The sequence below is a fragment of the Xanthomonas protegens genome, from assembly GCF_038442435.1.
GTDB lineage: Bacteria > Pseudomonadota > Gammaproteobacteria > Xanthomonadales > Xanthomonadaceae > Xanthomonas_A > Xanthomonas_A sontii.
The window spans coordinates 97,758-116,202 of sequence record NZ_JAQJCQ010000007.1; the positions used below are offsets into that span (position 1 = coordinate 97,758).

An 18,445-nucleotide genomic window follows, 5' to 3' on the forward strand; every position below is an offset into this window, starting at 1 on the left:
CCGCCATGTCCAGCACCTTCGCCACCTCTTCCCCGCCCGCCGCGCCGGCCGAGCCGCTGGCCACGCGCCTGGCCGAATCCGGCGTGCTGCCCGACGCCGTCCTGCGCGCGGCGATGCGCCGGTTGTGCGCGCAACGCCTGCGCGACGAGCGCGCCGACGGCGCCGACGCGGCCTGGGAGCGCCAGCGCCTGCTGATCGAATCGCTGCGCGAGAGCGCCATCGCGATCGAGACCGACGCAGCCAACCGCCAGCACTACGAAGTGCCGCCGCGCTTCTTCGAGCTGTGCCTGGGCAAGCGCCTGAAGTACAGCAGCTGCTACTGGGATGCGACCACGCCGGACCTGGACGCGGCCGAAGAACGCATGCTGCAGCTGTACGCCGAACGCGCGCAGTTGCGCGACCGCCAGCGCATCCTCGAACTGGGCTGCGGCTGGGGCTCGCTGACGCTGTGGATGGCCGAGCAGTTCCCCGGCGCGCGCATCACCGCGGTCTCCAACTCGCGGCCGCAGCGCGAGCACATCGAAGCGCAGTGCCGCGCGCGCGGGCTGAGCAACGTCAAGGTGATCACCCACGACGCCAACACCCTGACCCTGCCGACCGAGAGCTACGACCGCGTGGTCTCGATCGAGATGTTCGAGCACATGCGCAACTACCGCGAACTGCTCAAGCGGGTCAGCCACTGGCTGGTGCCGGGCGGGCGACTGTTCGTGCACATCTTCTGCCATCGCGACCTGGCCTACCCGTTCGAGGTGCAGGGCGAGGACAACTGGATGGGCCGGCACTTCTTCACCGGCGGCCTGATGCCGGCGGCCGACACCCTGCTGCAGTTCCAGGACGACCTGGCGATCGAACGCCGCTGGCTGCTGTCCGGCCAGCATTACGAGAAGACCGCCAACGCCTGGCTACACAACCAGGACCGCCACCGCGACACGCTGATGCCGGTGCTGCAGGCCACCTACGGCGCCGACGCCAAGATCTGGTGGCAACGCTGGCGCATGTTCTGGATGGCCTGCGCGGAACTGTTCGGCTACGAACAGGGCCAGCAGTGGGGCGTGGCGCATTACCGGTTCGTCAGGCGCTGAGGCGCCGGGATTGGGGAGTCGGGAGTGGGGATTGGCAAAGGCGGCGTGCTGCCGCCTGATCGTCCGCGTGTAGGAGCGGCTTCAGCCGCGACCGGCCTTACCGGTAATGCCCGTCGCGGCTGAAGCCGCTCCTACGAGGATCAGGGGATATGCAGGCGACGTCGTGGTGGGCACGACGAATCCCCAATCACGAATCCCGGCCGCTCAGGCGGCCGCCGTAATGACGATCTCGATCTTCCAGGCCGGGTCGGCCAGCTTGGCCTGCACGGTGGCGCGGGCCGGGGTGTTGCCCGGGCTGACCCATTCTTCCCAGACCTTGTTCATTTCGGCGAACTCGGCCAGGTCGGTCATGAAGATCTCCGCACGCAGGATCCGGCTCTTGTCGGTGGCGGCGAGCGCCAACAGCCGGTCGATCGCGGCCAGCACCTGGCGGGTCTGGCCGGCGATGTCTTCGCTGGTATCGTCGGCGATCTGCCCGGCCAGATAGGCCACGCCGTTGTACACGGTCATCTCCGACATCCGCGGGCCGGTATCGAAACGCTGGATCATGATGCGCTGTCCTGTAGTGGGAAGACCGCGCCATTGTCGCGCGATTGCGCCGCGGCTGCAGGCACCGGCCGCCACACGCGGTACGCCACCGGCAGCAGCCAGGCGAGGATCAGCACGATCGGCAGTTTCTGGGTCAGCCCGCGTGGCGGCGCGCGCCACAGCACGTGCACCCACAGGGCCACGAACGCCAGCACCGCCAGCAGCAACAGCGGCCCGGCGCGGCCGCGCCACGCTGCCTGCCGGCGCAGCCACGCGCTCTGCAGCAACATTGCCGTGGTCACGCACAGGAACGCGGTCTGCGCGGATAACCCGTGCACCAGCGGCGCCAGCAGCGGCGCGCGCTGCGGCAGATAGCTGTCGCCGATCGCCACGCCGCACAGGCCGAGCGCGGCGCAGCCGAACAGCACTACCGGCGCGCCGCTGCGCGCGCGTGGCGGCGCTTGCGCGTACAGCCCGGCCGCCAGCGCCACCACGCCGACGGCCAGCAGGACGTAGACGGTGCGCAGCAGCAGGCCGCCGGGCCCATGCAGGTACTGGCTGAGCGTGGCCTGCTGCCAGTGCAGATCGGCGCGCACGACCTGCAATGCCATGGCCACGCCGAGGAACAGCAGCGCCAGCAGCAGCGCCGCGGCACCGGCCAAGCGCGTCCAGCGCGGCGGCGCGGGAAAGGGAGATGCGGACAACGGCATCGACAGGCTCCGGAACCGACACAGACCGTCGCCACATGCACCGGCCACGGCCCCTGCCGCGGTCCCGACGCCGTGGCGACGTGCGATTCCACTATCATGCGCGTCGCCGGCACGGCCGGTATAGCCTAGAGCGCGTGATGCACGGTGAGAGGAGCGGCATGGTGATGGGGGAATCGGTATGCGCTGCGACGCGCGGCCTGGGATGGCACCAAGCCAACCCGCGCAGGGCCGGCTTCGCGCCGCTGATCGCTCTGCTGCCGGGACGTGGCACGTTGCGTGCATCGAGGGATTGCGCGACAGGCCGGAGCAACCCGCCTTGCCCCGGGACCTCACACACCGCGTCGTAGCCACCTGTCCATAGCCTTGTCAATGTTCGCAACACGCTCCCACCCAACCGGTATCGCGATGGCCCGTCTTCGTTTCACCCGCACTTCCGCTCCGGCCGCGTCGCGCACCGCGCACCGTGCGCCGTCGCGCCTCGCCGCCGTCCGTCCGCAATGACCGACGCCGCGCCCTCCACTGCAGCGCCCACTCCCGGCTGGCGCCGTGCGCTGCCGGTGCTGGCCAGCCTGGCGATCCTGGCCCTGGCGCTGCATGCGCTGGCCACGGAGTTCAGCACCCACGGCTACAGTGCGATCCGTCACGCCTTCAACCAGCTGAGCCTCAGCCAGATCGTGCTGACGCTCCTGCTGGGCCTGAGCAGCTACGCCTGCCTGATCGGCTTCGATGCCGTCGGCCTGCGCCGCAGCGGGCGCAAGCTGCACCCGATGCGGATCAGCATCACCGCGTTCCTGGCGCACGCGGTCGGGCAGACCCTGGGCTTCGCCGCATTGACCGGCGGCGCGGTGCGCCTGCGCGGCTATGGGCGGGTCGGACTGAGCCTGGCCGAGATCGGCCAGGTGGTGCTGATGAGCACGCTCGGCTTCGTGTTCGGCGCGTGGCTGCTGCTGGCGCTGGCCCTGACCCTGGAGCCGGCCGCGGCGGCGCTGGCGCTGCCGGTCGGCGCGACCGCGGTGCGGGTGATCGGCATCGCGCTGTTGGCGGGTTTCGCGACGATGCTGCTGCTGGCCGGCCGCGACGGCCGCACCCTGCGCTGGCGCAGCCATGAACTGTGGCTGCCGGACCGGCGCACCACCCTGGGCGTGACCGCCTTGAGCGTGGTCGAACTGGGCCTGGCCAGCGCCGCGTTCTACGTGCTGCTGCCCAATGAATCGGGCATCGAATACATCGGCTTCGTCGGCCTGTACCTGGTCGCGGTGGTGGCGGGTCTGGTCTCGACCGTGCCGGCCGGCCTGGGCGTGTTCGAGTGGAGCCTGCTCAAGCTGCTGCCCGGCGTGGCCCCGGCGGCGGTGCTGGCGGCGGCGCTGATCTACCGCATCACCTACTACGTGGTGCCGCTGCTGCTGTCGGTGCTGATGGCGTCGCTGTCAGGCCTGCGCCGGCCGCTGGCCGCCAGTGCCGGCGGCGTGCGCGTTGCCTGGCGCACGCTGCGCCCGTGGCTGCCGCAGATCATCGCCCTGGCGGTGTTCGCGGTCGGCGCGGCGCTGGTCATCGACGGCACCCTGCCCACGCCCAAGCGTCGCCAGGACATGGCGCCGCTGTCGATCATGGAAACCTCGCACCTGCTGGCCAGCCTCGGCGGCGTGGTGCTGCTGCTGATCGGCCAGGGCCTGCAGCGGCGCAGCCATGCGGCCTGGGTGCTGGCGATCGGCATCTGCGTGCTGCTGCCGCTGCCGGCCTGGCTGCGCGGCGGCCACGTCTCGGTGGCGCTGTCCTCGCTGGTGGTGGCGGTCGGCCTGTGGGGCGCGCGCCGCGAGTTCTACCGCGAGGGCGCCCTGCTCGACGAGGCCTGGTCGTGGCCGTGGCTGCGCAACCTCGGCCTGGTGCTGATCGCCACGATCTGGCTGCTGTTCTTCGTCTACAGCCACGTCGAATACCAGAACGAGCTGTGGTGGGAGTTCGCCACCTCGGCCAACGCGCCACGCGCGCTGCGCGCGGTGCTGCTGGTCAGCGTGGCGGTGGTGGTGTTCGGGCTGGCGCGGCTGCTGCACAGCACCCGCTCGCCGTTGCCGCCGGCCGATGGCGCGCAGCTGGACGCGCTGGCGCCGGTGCTGGCCGAAGCCACCGACACCCAGGCCTGCCTGGTGCTGACCGGCGACAAGGCGCTGCTGCAGGCCGAGGACGGCCCCGGCTTCGTGATGATGCAGCGCTACGGCGGCTCGCTGGTGGCGATGGGCGACCCGGTCGGCGCGCCGGAAGTGGCCCGCGCGCTGATCTGGCGCTTCCGCGAGGAAGCCGACCGCATGGGCCTGCGCCCGGTGTTCTACCAGGTCGGCGAGCAGCACTGGCAGACCTACCTGGACCTGGGCCTGACCCTGGTCAAGCTCGGCGAGGAAGCGATGGTGTCGCTGGAGGGCTTCCACCTGGAAGGCCGCGACCGCGCCGACCTGCGCCAGGCCTGGAACCGCGGCAAGCGCAGCGGGCTGAGCTTCCGCATCGTCGAGACCGACGCGGTGGACGCGCTGATGCCGGTGCTGGCCGAGGTCTCGCAGCAGTGGCTGGAAGACAAGGCCGGTGCCGAGAAGGGCTTCTCGCTGGGCAGCTTCGACCCCGCCTACCTGCGCCGCTTCCCGATCGCGGTGGTGGAGTTCGAAGGCAAGGTCGTGGCCTTCGCCAACCTGTGGCAGGCCCCGGCCGGCCACGAGCTGTCGGTGGACCTGATGCGGCACATCGCCGATGCGCCGAAGGGCACGATGGATTTCCTGTTCATCGAGCTGTTCCTGTGGGGCCGCGACCAGGGCTACAAGCGCTTCTCGCTGGGCATGGCGCCGCTGTCGGGCCTGGCCCAGCACCGCCTGGCCGGCCGCTGGAACCGCTTCGGCAACCTGATCGTGCGCCACGGCGAACGCTTCTACGGCTTCACCGGCCTGCGCCGCTTCAAGTCCAAGTTCGCCCCCGCCTGGCGCACCCGCTACCTCGCCGCCCCCGGCGGCATGCACCTGCCCGCCGCCCTGCTGGACGTGACCCGGTTGATTTCGCTGGATCCACGCAAGCCGGAGTGAGGCGGGGATTGGGGAGTTGGGATTGGGGATTCGCCCAGCTACCCCGTTTGCCCGGGCATTGCGAGGCTTCGCGCCGTACCCTCATCCGCCCCTTCGGGGCACCTTCTCCCGAGGAGAGAAGGAACAGCGCTAGCCCCTCTCCCCCCGGGAGAGGGGTTGGGGTGAGGGTACGGCGGCCAACGACGCGAGCGCGCAAGCCCGCACCCACGACCAGCCCACCAATCCCCAATCCCGCCTCCCCAATCCCGGCTCCTACTGAATCCGCTGCAGAATCTGCTTGGCCAGCGTCGCGTAGTCGCCCTGGAAATGATGGTCGCCGGGTAGCTTGACCAGTTGTACCCCGCCCTTGGGCAGGTCCGGGCACAGCGCGTCGTCGTCGTCCTCGCCATAGATGCACAGGGTCTGCGCCGGCGGCATCTTCGCCACTTCCGGGGCGATCGGCAGGCCGTCGTCGCCGGAGCTGATCCAGTTGGACACGTGGAACTCGTAGTCGGCGGTCTTGCCGACCGACAGCAAGGCGGTGAGCTGCACCTGGTCGCGCATCGCTTCCGGCAACTGGTTGTAGGCGGCCGGCAGCACGTCGGCGCCCTGCGAGAAGCCGATCAGCACCACCCGGCCGCGTTGCCACAGGTGGCTGTAGTGGCGGTAGATGCGGTCCAGGTCGGTGGCGAAGCCCTGCGGGGTGCGCTCGCTCCAGAAATAGCGCAGCGAATCCACGCCCACCACCGGGATGCCGGCCTTGGCCAGGGCGCCGGCGACCTGCTGGTCGAGCCCGGCCCAGCCGCCGTCGCCGGAGACGAAGATCGCGAACACGTTGCCGTTGTCGGCATCGCCCGCGCCCGCGGCGGCCGGCACTTCGACCACCGGCAGCCCGGCCAGGTCGGCCGGGGTCGGCGGCAGGCTGACGCCGGGCCGGTCGCCCAGCGAACGCACCGCCGCACGCAGGCCCGGCAGCGCATCGCCGCTGGCGCTGCGGCGGAACTGCCGCGCCTGCGCCACCTTCTGCAGGAACGCATCGCTCTGCTGGGTGCAACGGTCGCGGCGGGTCTTGGCGTCGAGCGCCGCCAGCCACGGCACCGGCAGCCCGGTCGGCTGCAGCGCGCGCGCCGGCGCGGTGATGCCGGCACCGCAGATCTGGTCGTCGAGCACCTGCACCGGGCAGAAATCCTCGGTCAGCAGGCCCGCCAGCAGATGCTTGGGCGCCTGCGCGGCGACCGCATAGGCCAGCGCGGCGCCGTCGCCATCGCCTACCAGCAACGGCAGGTGGTAGGTCGGCACGTGGAAATAGGCCTGCACGTAGCGCGAGAAATTCTCCACGTCGCCGGCGGAGAAGCCGCAGGTGCCGTCGATCTTGGCCAGCACCGCCTGCAGGTGCGCACTGTCGATCACCGCGACCATGGCGCCGTCGTCGCGCAGCGCCTCGATCTGGCGCATGCGCTCGGCGTCGGCGTGCTTGCCGCCAGCGAACCACAGCACCACGCGCTGCGCGTTGCCCTTGGGCAACAGCACCGGCACCTGCTCGAAGCGGCCGTGGCTGAGCTTTTCCGGCGCCGCGGCCGGTGCGCCGGCACGCGGCGCGGCGGTGGCCGCAGCGCCCGGTGCTGCGCCGGCGACACCGGCCGCCAGCAGTCCGCCCAATGCACATCCCCACATCCAACCGCCACGCTTCTGCATCATCCGGCAATCCTGAAAAGGCGTGTAAAGATAATCCCGAACGGCGGCGGCGCGAAGCGCGGCGCGCCCTGCGGTTCATGCCAGGTACGCCGGACCTGCGCCAGCGCCTGCACCGGCAGGCCTGTCAGGCCTCCGCGTCGGCGCCGGGATGGCGCAGCCGCCAGGCGGCCAGCGCCTGCCGGTAGCGCTCCAGCTCCTCGTGGTAGAGGTCGTAGACACACAGCGGGCAGCCGCTGTCGCAGCAGTCGCTGGGGCCTGGCGGCAGCGGCGCCTGCGGGCGGGGATCGGCGTTGGCGGCAGGGTCGGACATGAGGCTCCGTGGTGGCGGCCGGGGCAGACCGGCGCGGCAGTGTAGAAGAAGGCGGCGCAAGCCGCGGCCCGCGGCCCGTCAGCCGATGGCGTGACGCAGGTTGGCGCGCGCGGCCGCGTCGTAGCGCGCGTGGAAGCGCTCGCTGAGGAAGATGCGCGGTTGCGCCAGCACGGTGCGCAGGAAAGCGCGGCGCTTGCGTCGGTACAACCAGCCCGGCACCACGCCGCGGTACTCCTCGGCGATGGCGCGGTCGTAGGCGGCGAAGGCCTCCGGCGCGGCGCCGAGGATGGCCATGTCGCAATCCAGGAACAGCGCTGCGTCCGCATCCACCGAGTCGATGCTCAGTTGCCCGTGGCGCGCGGTGAGTTCGATCAGCGCGGCCACCCGCGCCGCCTCCACCCCGGCGTCCGGCAGCCACTGCGCGATCGCCGCCTCGGCCAGGCGCGCGGACTGCGCTTCGTTGTCGCCGCGGCCGGCGCGATAGACCGCATCGTGATAGAGCACGGCCAGGTAGACCTCGCGCGGCTGCCGCCAGCCGGTGTCGGCGGCGACCTCGGCGTAGTGCGCCAGCACCGCCTCGACGTGGCCGAAATGGTGGTACGCCCGCGGCGGCTCGGCGTAGGCCGCGCGCAGCAGCGCCCATTGCGCCTCGGGCAGGGTGAGCGGCGCCGCGTTCATGGGTCGCGCTGCGCAGGGTCGGTGCGCAACGGCCAGCTGGCTTCGTGCAGGTAACGGCCCTGACCCTGCACGCTGCGGATCAGGCTCAGCGACGTCGCCTGCCAATACAGCGCCGGCACCTGCTGCGGCGCCAGCGCCTGATCGACATAGGCCAGAGTCATGTGCGGCAGATAGGCGCCGTCGGCGCGCGGCGCCACGCCCTGTCGGGCCAACTGCTGTTGCAGCGAATGACGCAAGGCCAGCAGCGGAGCGGGTTCGCCATCGCCGCGCAGCACCAGCGGCCGGCTGCGCGCGCGGCTGTCGAAGGTCACTGCCTGGTCGAATGCCAGTGCGAACGGTGCGGCCGCAAGCGCCTGCCCGGCAGCGCAGGCCTGTTGCAGCAGTCGTGGCGGGATGCCGGCGTATTCGCCGAGATAGTGCAAGGTGACATGCAGGCGCTCCGGCGGCAGCGCACGCCCATGCAGACCATGCGCCTGGCACAGTTGCTGGCCAAGGCCGTGCACCGCTTGCGCGGTTTGCGTGTCGGGCAGCAGCGCAAAGAACAGGCTTTCGCGTGCGGCAGGCGCATCGAAACCGAGCGAAAACTGGGCGCCGGCAGGCGCAGCATCGGGACACATGGGCAGAAGCGGCAAACGCCGCGATCAGGTCGGGCAGCGGTCGAGCACGCATGGTAGCAAGCGCACCGTCCCGCTGCAGACCATCGGCGCGCCGACCCGGACAACGCCGCGATGCGGCGCGCCGGGCCAGCGGCGGGCGGCGCTTAAGCCGCGTTCTTCATCGCGTGCTTGCGGGTGCGCATCACGTCGTGGCAGGCGCGCACTTCCGGCAGCAGACGGGTGGCGGCATCGCGCGCGGCGACCGGGGTGTCGGCGTCGGCGATGGTCTCGTTGAAGGCCTTCAGCAGGCGATCTTCGGACTCTTCCAGCTCGGCGACATAGCCGTACTTGGTGTCGCCCAGCGCGGCACGGACCTTGCCGTACATCTGCTGCATGCTGCCGACCATGGTGCCGTGCTCTTCCGGCTTGCCGCCGACCGACTGCACCACCGCGCTCAGGCTGCTGACGATGTCCGACTTGACGCCGGCGATGCGCAGAAACAGCGCGGACAGCTCGGCGTCGCCCACCTTCTTCGCGGCTTCTTCGTAGAAGTCCTTGCCGTCGCGGGAAATGGCGATGAGGTCGTTGAGGCTATGCGTGGTCTTGCTCTGAATGCTCATGGGGAACTCCTGTGGCGAGGCCAGCGATATCGCGCAACGGGCACACGGGGGTGAACCTGGATATCGCACGGCGCGGTCGAGAGGATTGCCGCGTTGCGTGGTGCTGGCGATGCTGGGCAGAACGGCATAAAGCGCACGTGAGCCATCGGCGCTCGCTCGTCACGCCGCATTGCCCGTGGTGAACACGCGTTCATGGGCCGCAGTGCGCAGTCAGATATGTGGTGAAGTTTTCACCATCCTGTCTGCGCGTATTGCGGCGCCTGGGCGGCAGCGACTTATCCACATGGTTGCCCACGTTCGTCCACAGCGGCTGTGGATGACCGCCGCCATCGATCGCGCCGGCCGAAGACCGCTCGTCGGCACCGTCACGGTGACCGTCCTGTCTCGCCAGCGAGGGCCTATAGTGCAGGCGAGCCCTCGCCACTGCAGGGCACCGCGAGGTGCGTCATGTTCGCCTGGACCGCGTTCGCCCTGCTCGCCGCCGCCACGGCCGCCCCGTCGCCGCCCACACCGTCGCGGCCTTCCTCGCACACGGCAGCGACCGTCCAGAGAGACGCGACCCCGCCGGTTCCGGCGACGACTACCGCGGCAGCCGCCGTTCCGACCCCTGAGCAGATCATGCAGCTGCCGCCGGCGCTGCATACGCTGCTGCAGCAACGCATCGACCGGAGCGCCGACGCCGAACACCGCCTGCAGCAACTGGTGGCGCTGGCCTTCGATGCCAACGGCCTGGACCTGCAGTACGACCCCAAGGCCACCCACAGCGTCGCCGAGAGCTACGCCACGCGCCACGTCAACTGCCTGTCCTTCACCCTGCTGTTCGTGGCGATGGCGCGCGACGTCGGGCTGCAGGCGCAGGTCCAGGAAGTGCGCCGCGTACTGAGCTGGTACGAGGACGGCAATGCGCTGTACAACGTCGGCCACGTCAACGCCGGCGTGCGCGTGGACAGCGGGCGCGGCAGCATCGACCTGGACCGCAGCGTGCTGATGGACCGGCGCGGGCCGCAGCCGATTTCCGATCGCCGCGCCCTCGCCCACTACTACAACAACCGCGGCGCCGAGCTGCTGGTCGACGGCGACCTCACCGGCGCGCGCGCGCATCTGGCGATGGCGCTGCAGATGGACCCGCGCTTTGCCGGGGCCTGGAACAACCAGGGCGTGCTGGCGATGCGCGATGGCGACAGCGCCGCCGCCGCGCGCGACTACGCCAAGGCGCTGGCGATCGATCCGGAGCATCTGCCGGCGCTGTCCAATGCGGTCGGCCTGGCCCGGCGCCTGGGCGACGGCGCGCGCGAGACCGCATTGCAGCGGCAGATGGAACGCGTGCGCCAGCGCGATCCGTTCCAGCAATACCTGCTCGGCAACGACGCCGAGCGACGCCAGGACTACGCCGCGGCCATCGCCTATTACCGTCACGCGCTGCACCTGTACGACGGCGCCCACCTGCTGTACTTCGCCCTGGCCCGCGCCTACCTGCACAGCGGCGACACCCGCCGCGCCACCGCGGCGCTGCGCGAGGCCATGGCGCACGCCGATCCTGCGACCCAACCCCGCTACCAGGGCAAGCTGGACGCGTTGCGGCGGCTGTCCTCGGCCGCGCGGCCGCTGCGCTAGCGCAGCACAGGGCGTGTCCTCGCCTAGCCGGCCGCGTGCGCGCAGGCGCCACGCCGTGCCGCCTGGCGCGCCCACAGGTAGATCAGCAGGCCGCCCACGGCCATCGCCGCGCCCACATAGCCGGTGGAGGTCCAGCCCAGGCCGGCGCCGATCGCAATGCCACCCAGCCACGGCCCCAGCGCGTTGGCCAGGTTGAACGCGGCATGGTTGGAGGCGGCGGCCAGCGTCTGCGCATCGCTGGCCACGTCCATCAGGCGGGTCTGCAACACCGGCGCCAGCGCGCCCATGCTGCCGACCGCGACCACCGCTGGCAGCACCGCCCACGGCGAAGTGGCCGCCAGCGGGAACACCAGCAACACCGCCAGCGACCACAGCAGCACCAGCGGCACCGCGCGGAACTGCATCCGGTCGAACAGCCAGCCGCCGGCAAGATTGCCGAGCAGCCCGCCCAGCCCGAATGCGCCCATCGCCACCGGGATCCAGTGTTCGGACACGCCGGTGACCTCCATCAGGGTCGGTGCCAGATAGCTGAAGACGCAGAACATGCCGGCGAAACCGATCGCGCCGATGCCCAGCGCCAGCCACACCTGCGTGCGGTTGAAGGCGCGCAGTTCGCGCAACGGCGAGGGCCGCGCCTCCTGCGGATCGGCCGGCAGCAGTCGCCACACCAGCACCACCGTCAGCACCGCGATCGCCGCGACCAGGGCATAGGCGTAGCGCCATTCCGCCACCTGGCCGAGCCAGGTCGCCAGCGGGTTGCCGACCAGCACCGCAAGGTTGAGGCCGAGCAGCACCCGGCTGACCGCCGCGCCACGCTGGTCGGGCGGACCGATCGACGCGGCCACCAGGGTCGCCACACCGAAATAGGCGCCATGCGGCAGGCCGGCGACGAAGCGCGCCAGCAGCATGCTGTGATAGTCCGGCGCCACCGCGCTGGCGAGATTGCCGAACGCATAGAAGCCCATCAGCGCCAGCAGCAGATCGCGGCGCGACCAGCGCGCGCCGAGGATCGCCAGCAGCGGCGCACCGACCACCACGCCCAGCGCATAGGCGCTGATCAGGTGCCCGACCTGCGGCGCATCGATGACCAGGCCACGGCCGATGTACGGCATCAGGCCCATGGTGGAGAACTCGCTGGTGCCGATCGCGAAACCGCCCATCGCCAGCGCGAACAGGATCAGCACGTAGCCGCGCCGCGACAGCGGCGCCGTGGCGGATGAGGTCATGCGCACGTCCCGAAGGAAAGGGCCGCCCATTATTGTGCATCGCAGCAAGCCCTGCAGCCCCACCTGCGCAACGCCGCGTTGCGTGGTGCCGCTGGCGGCGCCCGGGGCGGCGATGCCCTCGCGAAGGTGCCGCCGCAGCAACGCACTGTCCCACCGCACCGCCGCGAAACCGCCGCACGCGCCCCCATGTCCTGCACGCACGCCGCCTTGCAGCGCCCCGCTGTAGGGTCGGCCGCCCCACCCCACCACCAAGAGACCCACCGATGACCGACACCGCTTCCCCGCTGTTCACGCCGCTGCGCCTGGGCGCGATCGCACTGGCCAACCGCATCGTGATGGCGCCCCTGACCCGCAACCGTGCCGAAGGCGAAGGCCGCATCCCCTCGCCGCTGGCCGCCGAGTACTACGGCCAGCGCGCCAGCGCCGGCCTGCTCATCGCCGAGGCGACCCAGATCAGCCCGATGGGCCAGGGCTACAAGGACACCCCGGGGATCTACAGCGACGCGCAGGTCGCGGCCTGGAAGAAAGTCACCGACGAAGTGCATCGCCGTGGCGGCAAGATCGTGCTGCAGCTGTGGCACGTCGGCCGCATCTCGCACGTCAGCCTGCTGCCGGGCGGCGCCGCGCCGGTGGCGCCCAGCGCGCTGCGCGCCGATGCCAAGACCTTCACCGCCGAGGGCTTCACCGACGTCTCCGCCCCGCGCGCACTGCGCCTGGACGAAATCCCCGCGCTGATCGAGGACTTCCGCCGCGCCGCCCGCAACGCCATCGCCGCCGGCTTCGACGGCGTGGAAGTGCATGCCGCCAACGGCTACCTGATCGACCAGTTCCTGCGCGACGGCAGCAATCACCGCGACGACGCCTACGGCGGCAGCATCGAGAACCGCACCCGCCTGCTGTTCGAAGTGGTGCAGGCGGTGGCGCAGGAGATCGGTGCCGACCGCACCGGCGTGCGCCTGTCGCCGGTGACTCCGGCCAACGATGCGCGCGACAGCGATCCGCAGCCGCTGTTCGAGCGCGCGGTGGAACGCCTGGACCCCCTGGGCCTGGCCTTCGTGCACGTGATCGAGGGCGCCACCGGCGGCCCGCGCGACAACATCGCCTTCGACTACGCGGCGCTGCGCGCCAAGTTCCACGGTCCGTGGCTGGTCAACAACGGCTACGACAAGGCACTGGCCGAAGACGCCGTGGCCTCCGGCCGCGCCGACGCGGTGGCGTTCGGCCGCCCGTTCATCGCCAACCCGGACCTGGTGGAACGGCTGCGCCGCGACGCGCCCTTGAACCAGGTGGACGCCGACACGCTGTACGGCGGCGGTGCCAAGGGATACACCGACTACCCGACGCTGGATTGAACCCGCTGCGCAGGCTGCGGCACAGGTGCCGCAGCCTGCAGTCGCAAGGCCGCGCACATCGGATCTGCGTGCGGCACCCGGCCATGCCGCTGCCAACGCCATTGGGCGATTCCTGTAGCCTAGAACATCAATCGCTCGCCGAGAAAATCGACGAACACGCGCAGCTTCGGCAGCATGTGCCGGCTCGACGGCCACAGCAAATGGAAGGTGCCGGTGGAGTCGACATGGTCGTCGAGCAACGTGCGCAACGTGCCGGCCGCCAGTTCCGCGCGCACCGAGTGCTCCGGCAGGAACGCGATGCCACAGCCGCGCACAGCGAAGCTGAGCCGCGTCTCGATGTTGTTGCACACCATCGACACCGGCAACGACAGGTCAGCCGCCGCCGCACCCAGCGGCCAGGCTTCCAGGCGCCCGCTGCTGCGGAAGCGGTAGTGCAGGCACTGGTGTGTCAGCAGGTCGGCCGGCCGCAACGGCGTGCCGCAGCGCTGCAGGTAATCGGGCGAGGCCACCAGGCAGCGGCGGAAACTGCCCAGGCGGCGTGAGGCCAGCCGCGAATCGTCCGGCTCGGCCACGCGCAACACCGCATCGAACCCCTCTTCGATCACGTCCACCAGGCGATCGTCGAAATCCAGGTCCAACTGCACCTGCGGATAGGCGCGCATGAAGTCGCCCAGCACCGGCAGCAGCACGTTGTTGTTCATCGGCAGGCTGATCCGCAGCCGCCCCTTCGGCGTCGCCGCCAGGCTTCCCAGCTCGCCGCGCGCCGCCTCGACCTCGGCCAGGATGCGCCGGCAGCGCGGCAGGAACAGCTGGCCTTCGGCGGTCAGGGTCAGGCTGCGGGTGCTGCGATGAAACAGACGCACCCCCAGCGACTGTTCCAGCCGCGCCACGCTCTTGGCCATCGCCGATGCGGACAGGCCCAGCGCCCGCCCGGCCTCGGCGAAGCCGCCGCTCTCCATCACCTGTACGAAGCCACGCAGGCTCCCCAGACTGTCCATCGCAGCGCCATCGATTGCGGACATTCGCGTCCTCGCAGCGAGGAACTTTACCCATCTTTTTCCGCAATCGGCAGGCGTCCACGCTGTCGTTCCCCTCCACCGAGCGCTGCCCCCATGCCCACCGCCTCCGCCGTTCCGTCCCCTGCGCTACCGCCCCTGTCGCCACAACAGGCCGCGCCGCTGGATGCCGCGATCGACGCCGCCCTGCAGCAGCAGCGGCTGGTCGGCGCGGTGGTGCTGGTCGCGCACCGGGGCACCTGCGTCTACCGCCGCGCCGCCGGCTGGGCCGACCGCGAGGCGCAGCGGCCGATACAGGCGCAGACCCGGTTCCGCCTGGCCTCGGTCAGCAAACCGATCGTCGCCAGCGCGGCGTTGGCGCTGGTGGCGCAGGGCCGCCTGAGCCTGGATGCGCCGATCGCACGCTGGTTGCCATGGTTCCGTCCCGCCCTGGCCGACGGCCGGGTGCCGGACATCAGCCTGCGCCAGTTGCTCAGCCACAGCGCCGGGCTGGGCTACCGCTTTCTTGAACCCGCCGGCGGCCCGCTCGCGCGCGCTGGCGTCTCCGATGGCATGGACGCCAGCGGCCTGAGCCTGGAGGAGAACCTGCGCCGTCTCGCCCAGGTGCCGCTGCAGTATGCGCCGGGCACCGGCTGGAGCTATTCGCTGTCGATCGACGTCGCCGGCGCGGTACTGCAGGCGGCCGGTGGCCAGCCGCTGGCGCAGCTGGTCCATGATCTGGTCACCGCCCCGCTGGGGATGCACGCCACTGCCTTCCATGCCGAGGACGCCTCCACCCTGGCGGTGCCTTACGTCAACTGCCAGCCTGCACCGCACCGTCTGGGCGAAGGCGACGTGGTCGCGCCGGTTCCCGACGTCGCCGGCATCGTCTTCCATCCCTCGCGCGCGCTGGACCGCACCGCGTTCGCGTCGGCCGGCGCCGGCATGGTCGGCACTGCCGGCGACGTGCTGCGCCTGCTGGAGACGCTGCGGGGCGGTGGCGCGCCGCTGCTGCCGGCTGCGCTGGTCGCAGAGATGGGACGCGCCCAGGCCGGCGAACACGGTCCGCCGGACGCACCGGGCTGGGGCTACGGCCTGGGCTTTGCAGTCTTGCGCGACCCGGCACCGACCGCGACCCCGGAAACACCCGGCACCTGGCGCTGGGGCGGCGCCTATGGGCACAGCTGGTTCGTCGATCCGGCGCGGCAACTGAGTGTGGTGGCGCTGACCAACACGCTCTACGAAGGTATGTCCGGCGCATTCGTCGCACACCTGCGTGATGCGGTGTATGCCGCGGTGCGCGCCGAGCCCGCATGAGCGGTGCGCCGCATCGCTGCGCGTCGGCAGCGGACGCGAGCGATCGCAGCGGACACGGGAGCGTCTTGTTTCTGCGCCGCAGCCGTGGGCTGGACGCAGCCGGCGCTGCCGGGCGGCGTGCAGACGCCGCCACGGCGATCAGGGTGCGCTGGCGGCCGCCCCCGTTTGCACCGGCGCGGCTGCCGGCCCGGACAGATGCGTCTGCAGGAAGCCGGCCACGCCGCTCCACAAGGCGACGCGGTGCTCGACGTCGCCGAAACCGTGGCCCTCGTCCTTGAAACTCAATCCCACCGGCGCGTTGCCGGCCATGTCCAGCATGCGCAGCATGCGCCGGGTGTGCTCGTAGTCCACTCGCCGATCCTCCAGCCCGTGCGCCAGCATCACCGGCACCTTGATCACGTCGTAGTGGTACAGCGGCGAGGTGTCGATCATCTGTGCCAGTTCCGCCTTGGGATCGCCCAGGTGCTTTTCCAGATTCGCCCGCCCTTCGGCGCTGCGCGCGCTGTCGCTGGCGGTGTAGAACAGGATGCGATCGGCCACGCCGGCGATCGACACGGCGCAACGGAAGCGTTGCGGCCAGCGGATCGTCATCACCAGCGCCGAGTAACCGCCGTAGCTGGCGCCGAGCACGCACATGCGCTGCGGATCCAGCGGATAGCGCGCCTGCGCCTGCACGATCGCCGCATCGATATCGTCCTCGATCAAGGTGCCGAAGCTGCCGCGTCCGGCCTCGCGAAACGCGCGACCGTAGCCGTCCGACCCGCGGAAGTTGACCCGCAGCACCGCGTAGCCCAACGAGGCGAGGAACTGCGTCTCCGGGTCGAAGCCCAGCGCATCGGCGACGCCGATCGGCCCGCCGTGCGGGAACACCACCAGCGGCTTGGGTCCGGCGCCGGGCGGCAGGGTCAGAAAGGCTTCCAGCGGCAGTCCGTCGCGGCCCTTGAATCGGAACACCTCGCTGGGGGCGAAGGCCATGCCGTGCAGCCACGGCATGGTCTCGCCGATCGACCGCGCCACGCGCTTGTCCAGGTCGAGATGGTAGAGCTGCGGCGGCTGGTCGGCGGCGTCGGCCCAGAGCACCATCTGCTTGCCGTCCGCGTTGCGCGCGGCGATCTGCAGGTTGCGCCCCGGCAAGGCCGCGCTGAGCGCGCGGCCCAGGCGCTCGTCGGCGCTCTCGAAGTAGTGGCTGACCAGGCGTCCACTCTCGTAGTAGGTGACGCCGATCGGCGTGCGCTGCGGACCCTGGATCATGTCGACCACGTCGACCCCGCTGCGGCTGAACAGCGTTCGCACGATCTTGCGCGTGGCCACGTCGTAGGCGACCAGCTCTCGCTGCGCGCGTCCGTCGTCGGTCACCGCATAGATCTGGTCCGCCGCATAGGACAGGCCCACCGGCTGGAAATCGCGCAGGTGATCGAGCGTCATCACGTCGCGATAGGTCGTTCCTTCGCCGTCGCGGTAGCGCAGCACGTAGCCGTCGTCGCGGCGCACGATGGCCAGGCGCAGCCGCCCTTCCCCATCGGTCAGCCAGCCGACGTCGCGCTCCAGGCCGACGTTCACCCGGTCGCGCAGGCGCGGCCGCCAGCGGTCGATCGCCGCCTGGCTGGACACGTCCAGGACCTGCACGGCGTTGTCGCCGTTGCTCAAGGTGGTGGCGTACAGCACCTGGTTGGGGCGTTGCGGCAGGGCGTCGACCAGGAACCCGCCATCGGGCAAGGTCAGCGGACTCCATTTGCGTTTGCCGTCGGCCGCCATATCGGCACGCATGCCGCGCACCACGTCGCGTCCGTTCTTCACCGGCACGGTGAACAGCAACGCGTCGTTGCCGGCCCACAGCATCTGCCGGATCGGTTCGACGCTGGTGGCGAGCAGGCGCTGCTGATCGCTGGTCAGGTCCAGCAGTTCGATGCGCCATTCGTCCTTGCGCTCGTGCACCTGCAACGCCAGCAGATCGCCGCGCGGATTCAGGCTGAGGTCGGTGATGCGGCTATCGCGGAACAGCGTGGCCGGCGCGATCGGCAGGGCGCCCGGCGCCGGCGGTGCGCGCAGCGCCACCTGCGCCGCGGGACGTGCGTCGGGGTGCTGCGCCAGCGCCTTGCGGTAGAACTCCGGGAACGGATCCGGGTAGTGCCCGGCGTAACGCAGGGCGTAGCGCGCCCACAGCGCCGGATGGGTCTGCTGCAGCCAGTCCATCGCCGCCAAGGCGCGATTGACCATGCCCATGTCGCCGCTGAAGAACGAGGACGGCCGGAACAGCAGGTCGCCCGGGTAGGTGATCTGCCCCGGTTCGAGCCGGAAGCGGAACTCGTCGTTGTCGCGCAGGTTGTAGCCGAACTGCGAGATCAACAGCACCCGGCGCCAGGCGTAGTCGCCGGCCGGCGCGATGTACAACCGGTAGCTGATGCCCGGCTTGAGACCGGACAGGGTGCCGCCACCGAAGACCTTGCCGTCCTTGTTCAACTCCACGCCGCTCAATGCGACGTCGGTGTCCACCGCCACCACCACCAGGCCTTCGCCCGGCGCCAGCTCCGGCGTCTGTCCCGGCTTGACTTCCTGCATCCGCGCCCAGGCCGGCAGCGCCAGCAGGCACAGCCCCCAAGCCAGGACCAGCGTGAGCGCCAGACGGCCGGCAGCCGTCGCCCCTGTATACGTTCGCATCTGCATCCCCTGTTCCGTGTCTG

Annotated in this window: 15 protein-coding genes; 5 read left to right on the top strand and 10 right to left on the bottom strand. The window is 70.8% G+C overall.

Going from position 1 to position 18,445, the window contains the following annotated elements; translation table 11 throughout:
• Window positions 1–5 precede the first annotated feature (5 nt).
• Window positions 6–1,082, top strand: a complete 1,077-nt coding sequence (locus PIQ37_RS10070; protein ID WP_342073360.1) for an SAM-dependent methyltransferase — start codon at window positions 6–8, stop codon at window positions 1,080–1,082.
• 204 nt (window positions 1,083–1,286) lie between these two features.
• Here the strand turns inward: PIQ37_RS10070 and PIQ37_RS10075 are convergent, their stop codons facing one another.
• Window positions 1,287–1,631 carry a RidA family protein gene (locus tag PIQ37_RS10075; protein WP_017910151.1) on the bottom strand — a complete coding sequence of 115 codons (345 nt, stop codon included), beginning with the start codon at window positions 1,629–1,631 and terminating at the stop codon, window positions 1,287–1,289.
• Window positions 1,628–2,320 (bottom strand): DUF998 domain-containing protein, encoded by a 693-nt coding sequence (locus PIQ37_RS10080; RefSeq protein WP_342073361.1) that lies wholly within the window; start codon window positions 2,318–2,320, stop codon window positions 1,628–1,630. The genes PIQ37_RS10075 and PIQ37_RS10080 overlap by 4 nt, the downstream gene beginning before the upstream one ends.
• A gap of 497 nt (window positions 2,321–2,817) precedes the next feature.
• On the opposite strand from PIQ37_RS10080, the gene mprF reads away from it, so the two are divergent.
• Window positions 2,818–5,382 carry a bifunctional lysylphosphatidylglycerol flippase/synthetase MprF gene (mprF, locus tag PIQ37_RS10085; protein ID WP_342073362.1) on the top strand — a complete coding sequence of 855 codons (2,565 nt, stop codon included), beginning with the start codon at window positions 2,818–2,820 and terminating at the stop codon, window positions 5,380–5,382.
• Window positions 5,383–5,634: 252 nt separating this feature from the next.
• Here the strand turns inward: mprF and PIQ37_RS10090 are convergent, their stop codons facing one another.
• The 5 genes from PIQ37_RS10090 to PIQ37_RS10110 form a co-directional block, all read right to left on the bottom strand.
• Complete coding sequence (locus PIQ37_RS10090) at window positions 5,635–7,035, bottom strand: virulence factor family protein (RefSeq protein WP_407136588.1); 1,401 nt, start codon at window positions 7,033–7,035, stop codon at window positions 5,635–5,637.
• A gap of 145 nt (window positions 7,036–7,180) precedes the next feature.
• Window positions 7,181–7,366 (bottom strand): oxidoreductase-like domain-containing protein, encoded by a 186-nt coding sequence (locus tag PIQ37_RS10095; RefSeq protein WP_342073364.1) that lies wholly within the window; start codon window positions 7,364–7,366, stop codon window positions 7,181–7,183.
• Between the two features lie 78 nt (window positions 7,367–7,444).
• Window positions 7,445–8,044 (bottom strand): HD domain-containing protein, encoded by a 600-nt coding sequence (locus tag PIQ37_RS10100; protein WP_342073365.1) that lies wholly within the window; start codon window positions 8,042–8,044, stop codon window positions 7,445–7,447.
• The gene (gene thpR, locus PIQ37_RS10105) at window positions 8,041–8,661 is read right to left on the bottom strand and encodes an RNA 2',3'-cyclic phosphodiesterase (protein ID WP_342073366.1); all 621 of its coding nucleotides are present in this window, start codon (window positions 8,659–8,661) and stop codon (window positions 8,041–8,043) included. The genes PIQ37_RS10100 and thpR overlap by 4 nt, the downstream gene beginning before the upstream one ends.
• A gap of 143 nt (window positions 8,662–8,804) precedes the next feature.
• On the bottom strand, window positions 8,805–9,260 hold the full coding sequence (locus PIQ37_RS10110; protein WP_041500455.1) for a PA2169 family four-helix-bundle protein: 456 nt from the start codon (window positions 9,258–9,260) through the stop codon (window positions 8,805–8,807).
• 618 nt (window positions 9,261–9,878) lie between these two features.
• On the opposite strand from PIQ37_RS10110, the gene PIQ37_RS10115 reads away from it, so the two are divergent.
• Complete coding sequence (locus tag PIQ37_RS10115) at window positions 9,879–10,874, top strand: tetratricopeptide repeat protein (RefSeq protein WP_342073367.1); 996 nt, start codon at window positions 9,879–9,881, stop codon at window positions 10,872–10,874.
• Between the two features lie 23 nt (window positions 10,875–10,897).
• Here PIQ37_RS10115 and PIQ37_RS10120 read toward each other — a convergent pair whose 3' ends face one another.
• Window positions 10,898–12,100, bottom strand: coding sequence for an MFS transporter (locus PIQ37_RS10120; protein ID WP_017914391.1), 1,203 nt, complete (start codon window positions 12,098–12,100; stop codon window positions 10,898–10,900).
• A gap of 263 nt (window positions 12,101–12,363) precedes the next feature.
• On the opposite strand from PIQ37_RS10120, the gene PIQ37_RS10125 reads away from it, so the two are divergent.
• Window positions 12,364–13,452: an alkene reductase gene (locus PIQ37_RS10125; protein ID WP_342073368.1), complete on the top strand. Its 1,089-nt coding sequence runs from the start codon at window positions 12,364–12,366 to the stop codon at window positions 13,450–13,452.
• A 119-nt stretch (window positions 13,453–13,571) separates the two neighbouring features.
• Here the strand turns inward: PIQ37_RS10125 and PIQ37_RS10130 are convergent, their stop codons facing one another.
• Window positions 13,572–14,474: a LysR family transcriptional regulator gene (locus PIQ37_RS10130; RefSeq protein ID WP_342073369.1), complete on the bottom strand. Its 903-nt coding sequence runs from the start codon at window positions 14,472–14,474 to the stop codon at window positions 13,572–13,574.
• A 90-nt stretch (window positions 14,475–14,564) separates the two neighbouring features.
• Between PIQ37_RS10130 and PIQ37_RS10135 the strand changes: the two genes are divergently transcribed.
• A complete protein-coding gene (locus PIQ37_RS10135; RefSeq protein WP_342073370.1) occupies window positions 14,565–15,764 on the top strand; it encodes a serine hydrolase domain-containing protein in 1,200 nt (399 codons plus the stop codon).
• A 138-nt stretch (window positions 15,765–15,902) separates the two neighbouring features.
• Here PIQ37_RS10135 and PIQ37_RS10140 read toward each other — a convergent pair whose 3' ends face one another.
• Entirely contained in the window at window positions 15,903–18,428 is a 2,526-nt protein-coding gene (locus tag PIQ37_RS10140; protein WP_342073371.1) for an alpha/beta hydrolase family protein, read from the bottom strand.
• Window positions 18,429–18,445: the final 17 nt, after the last annotated feature.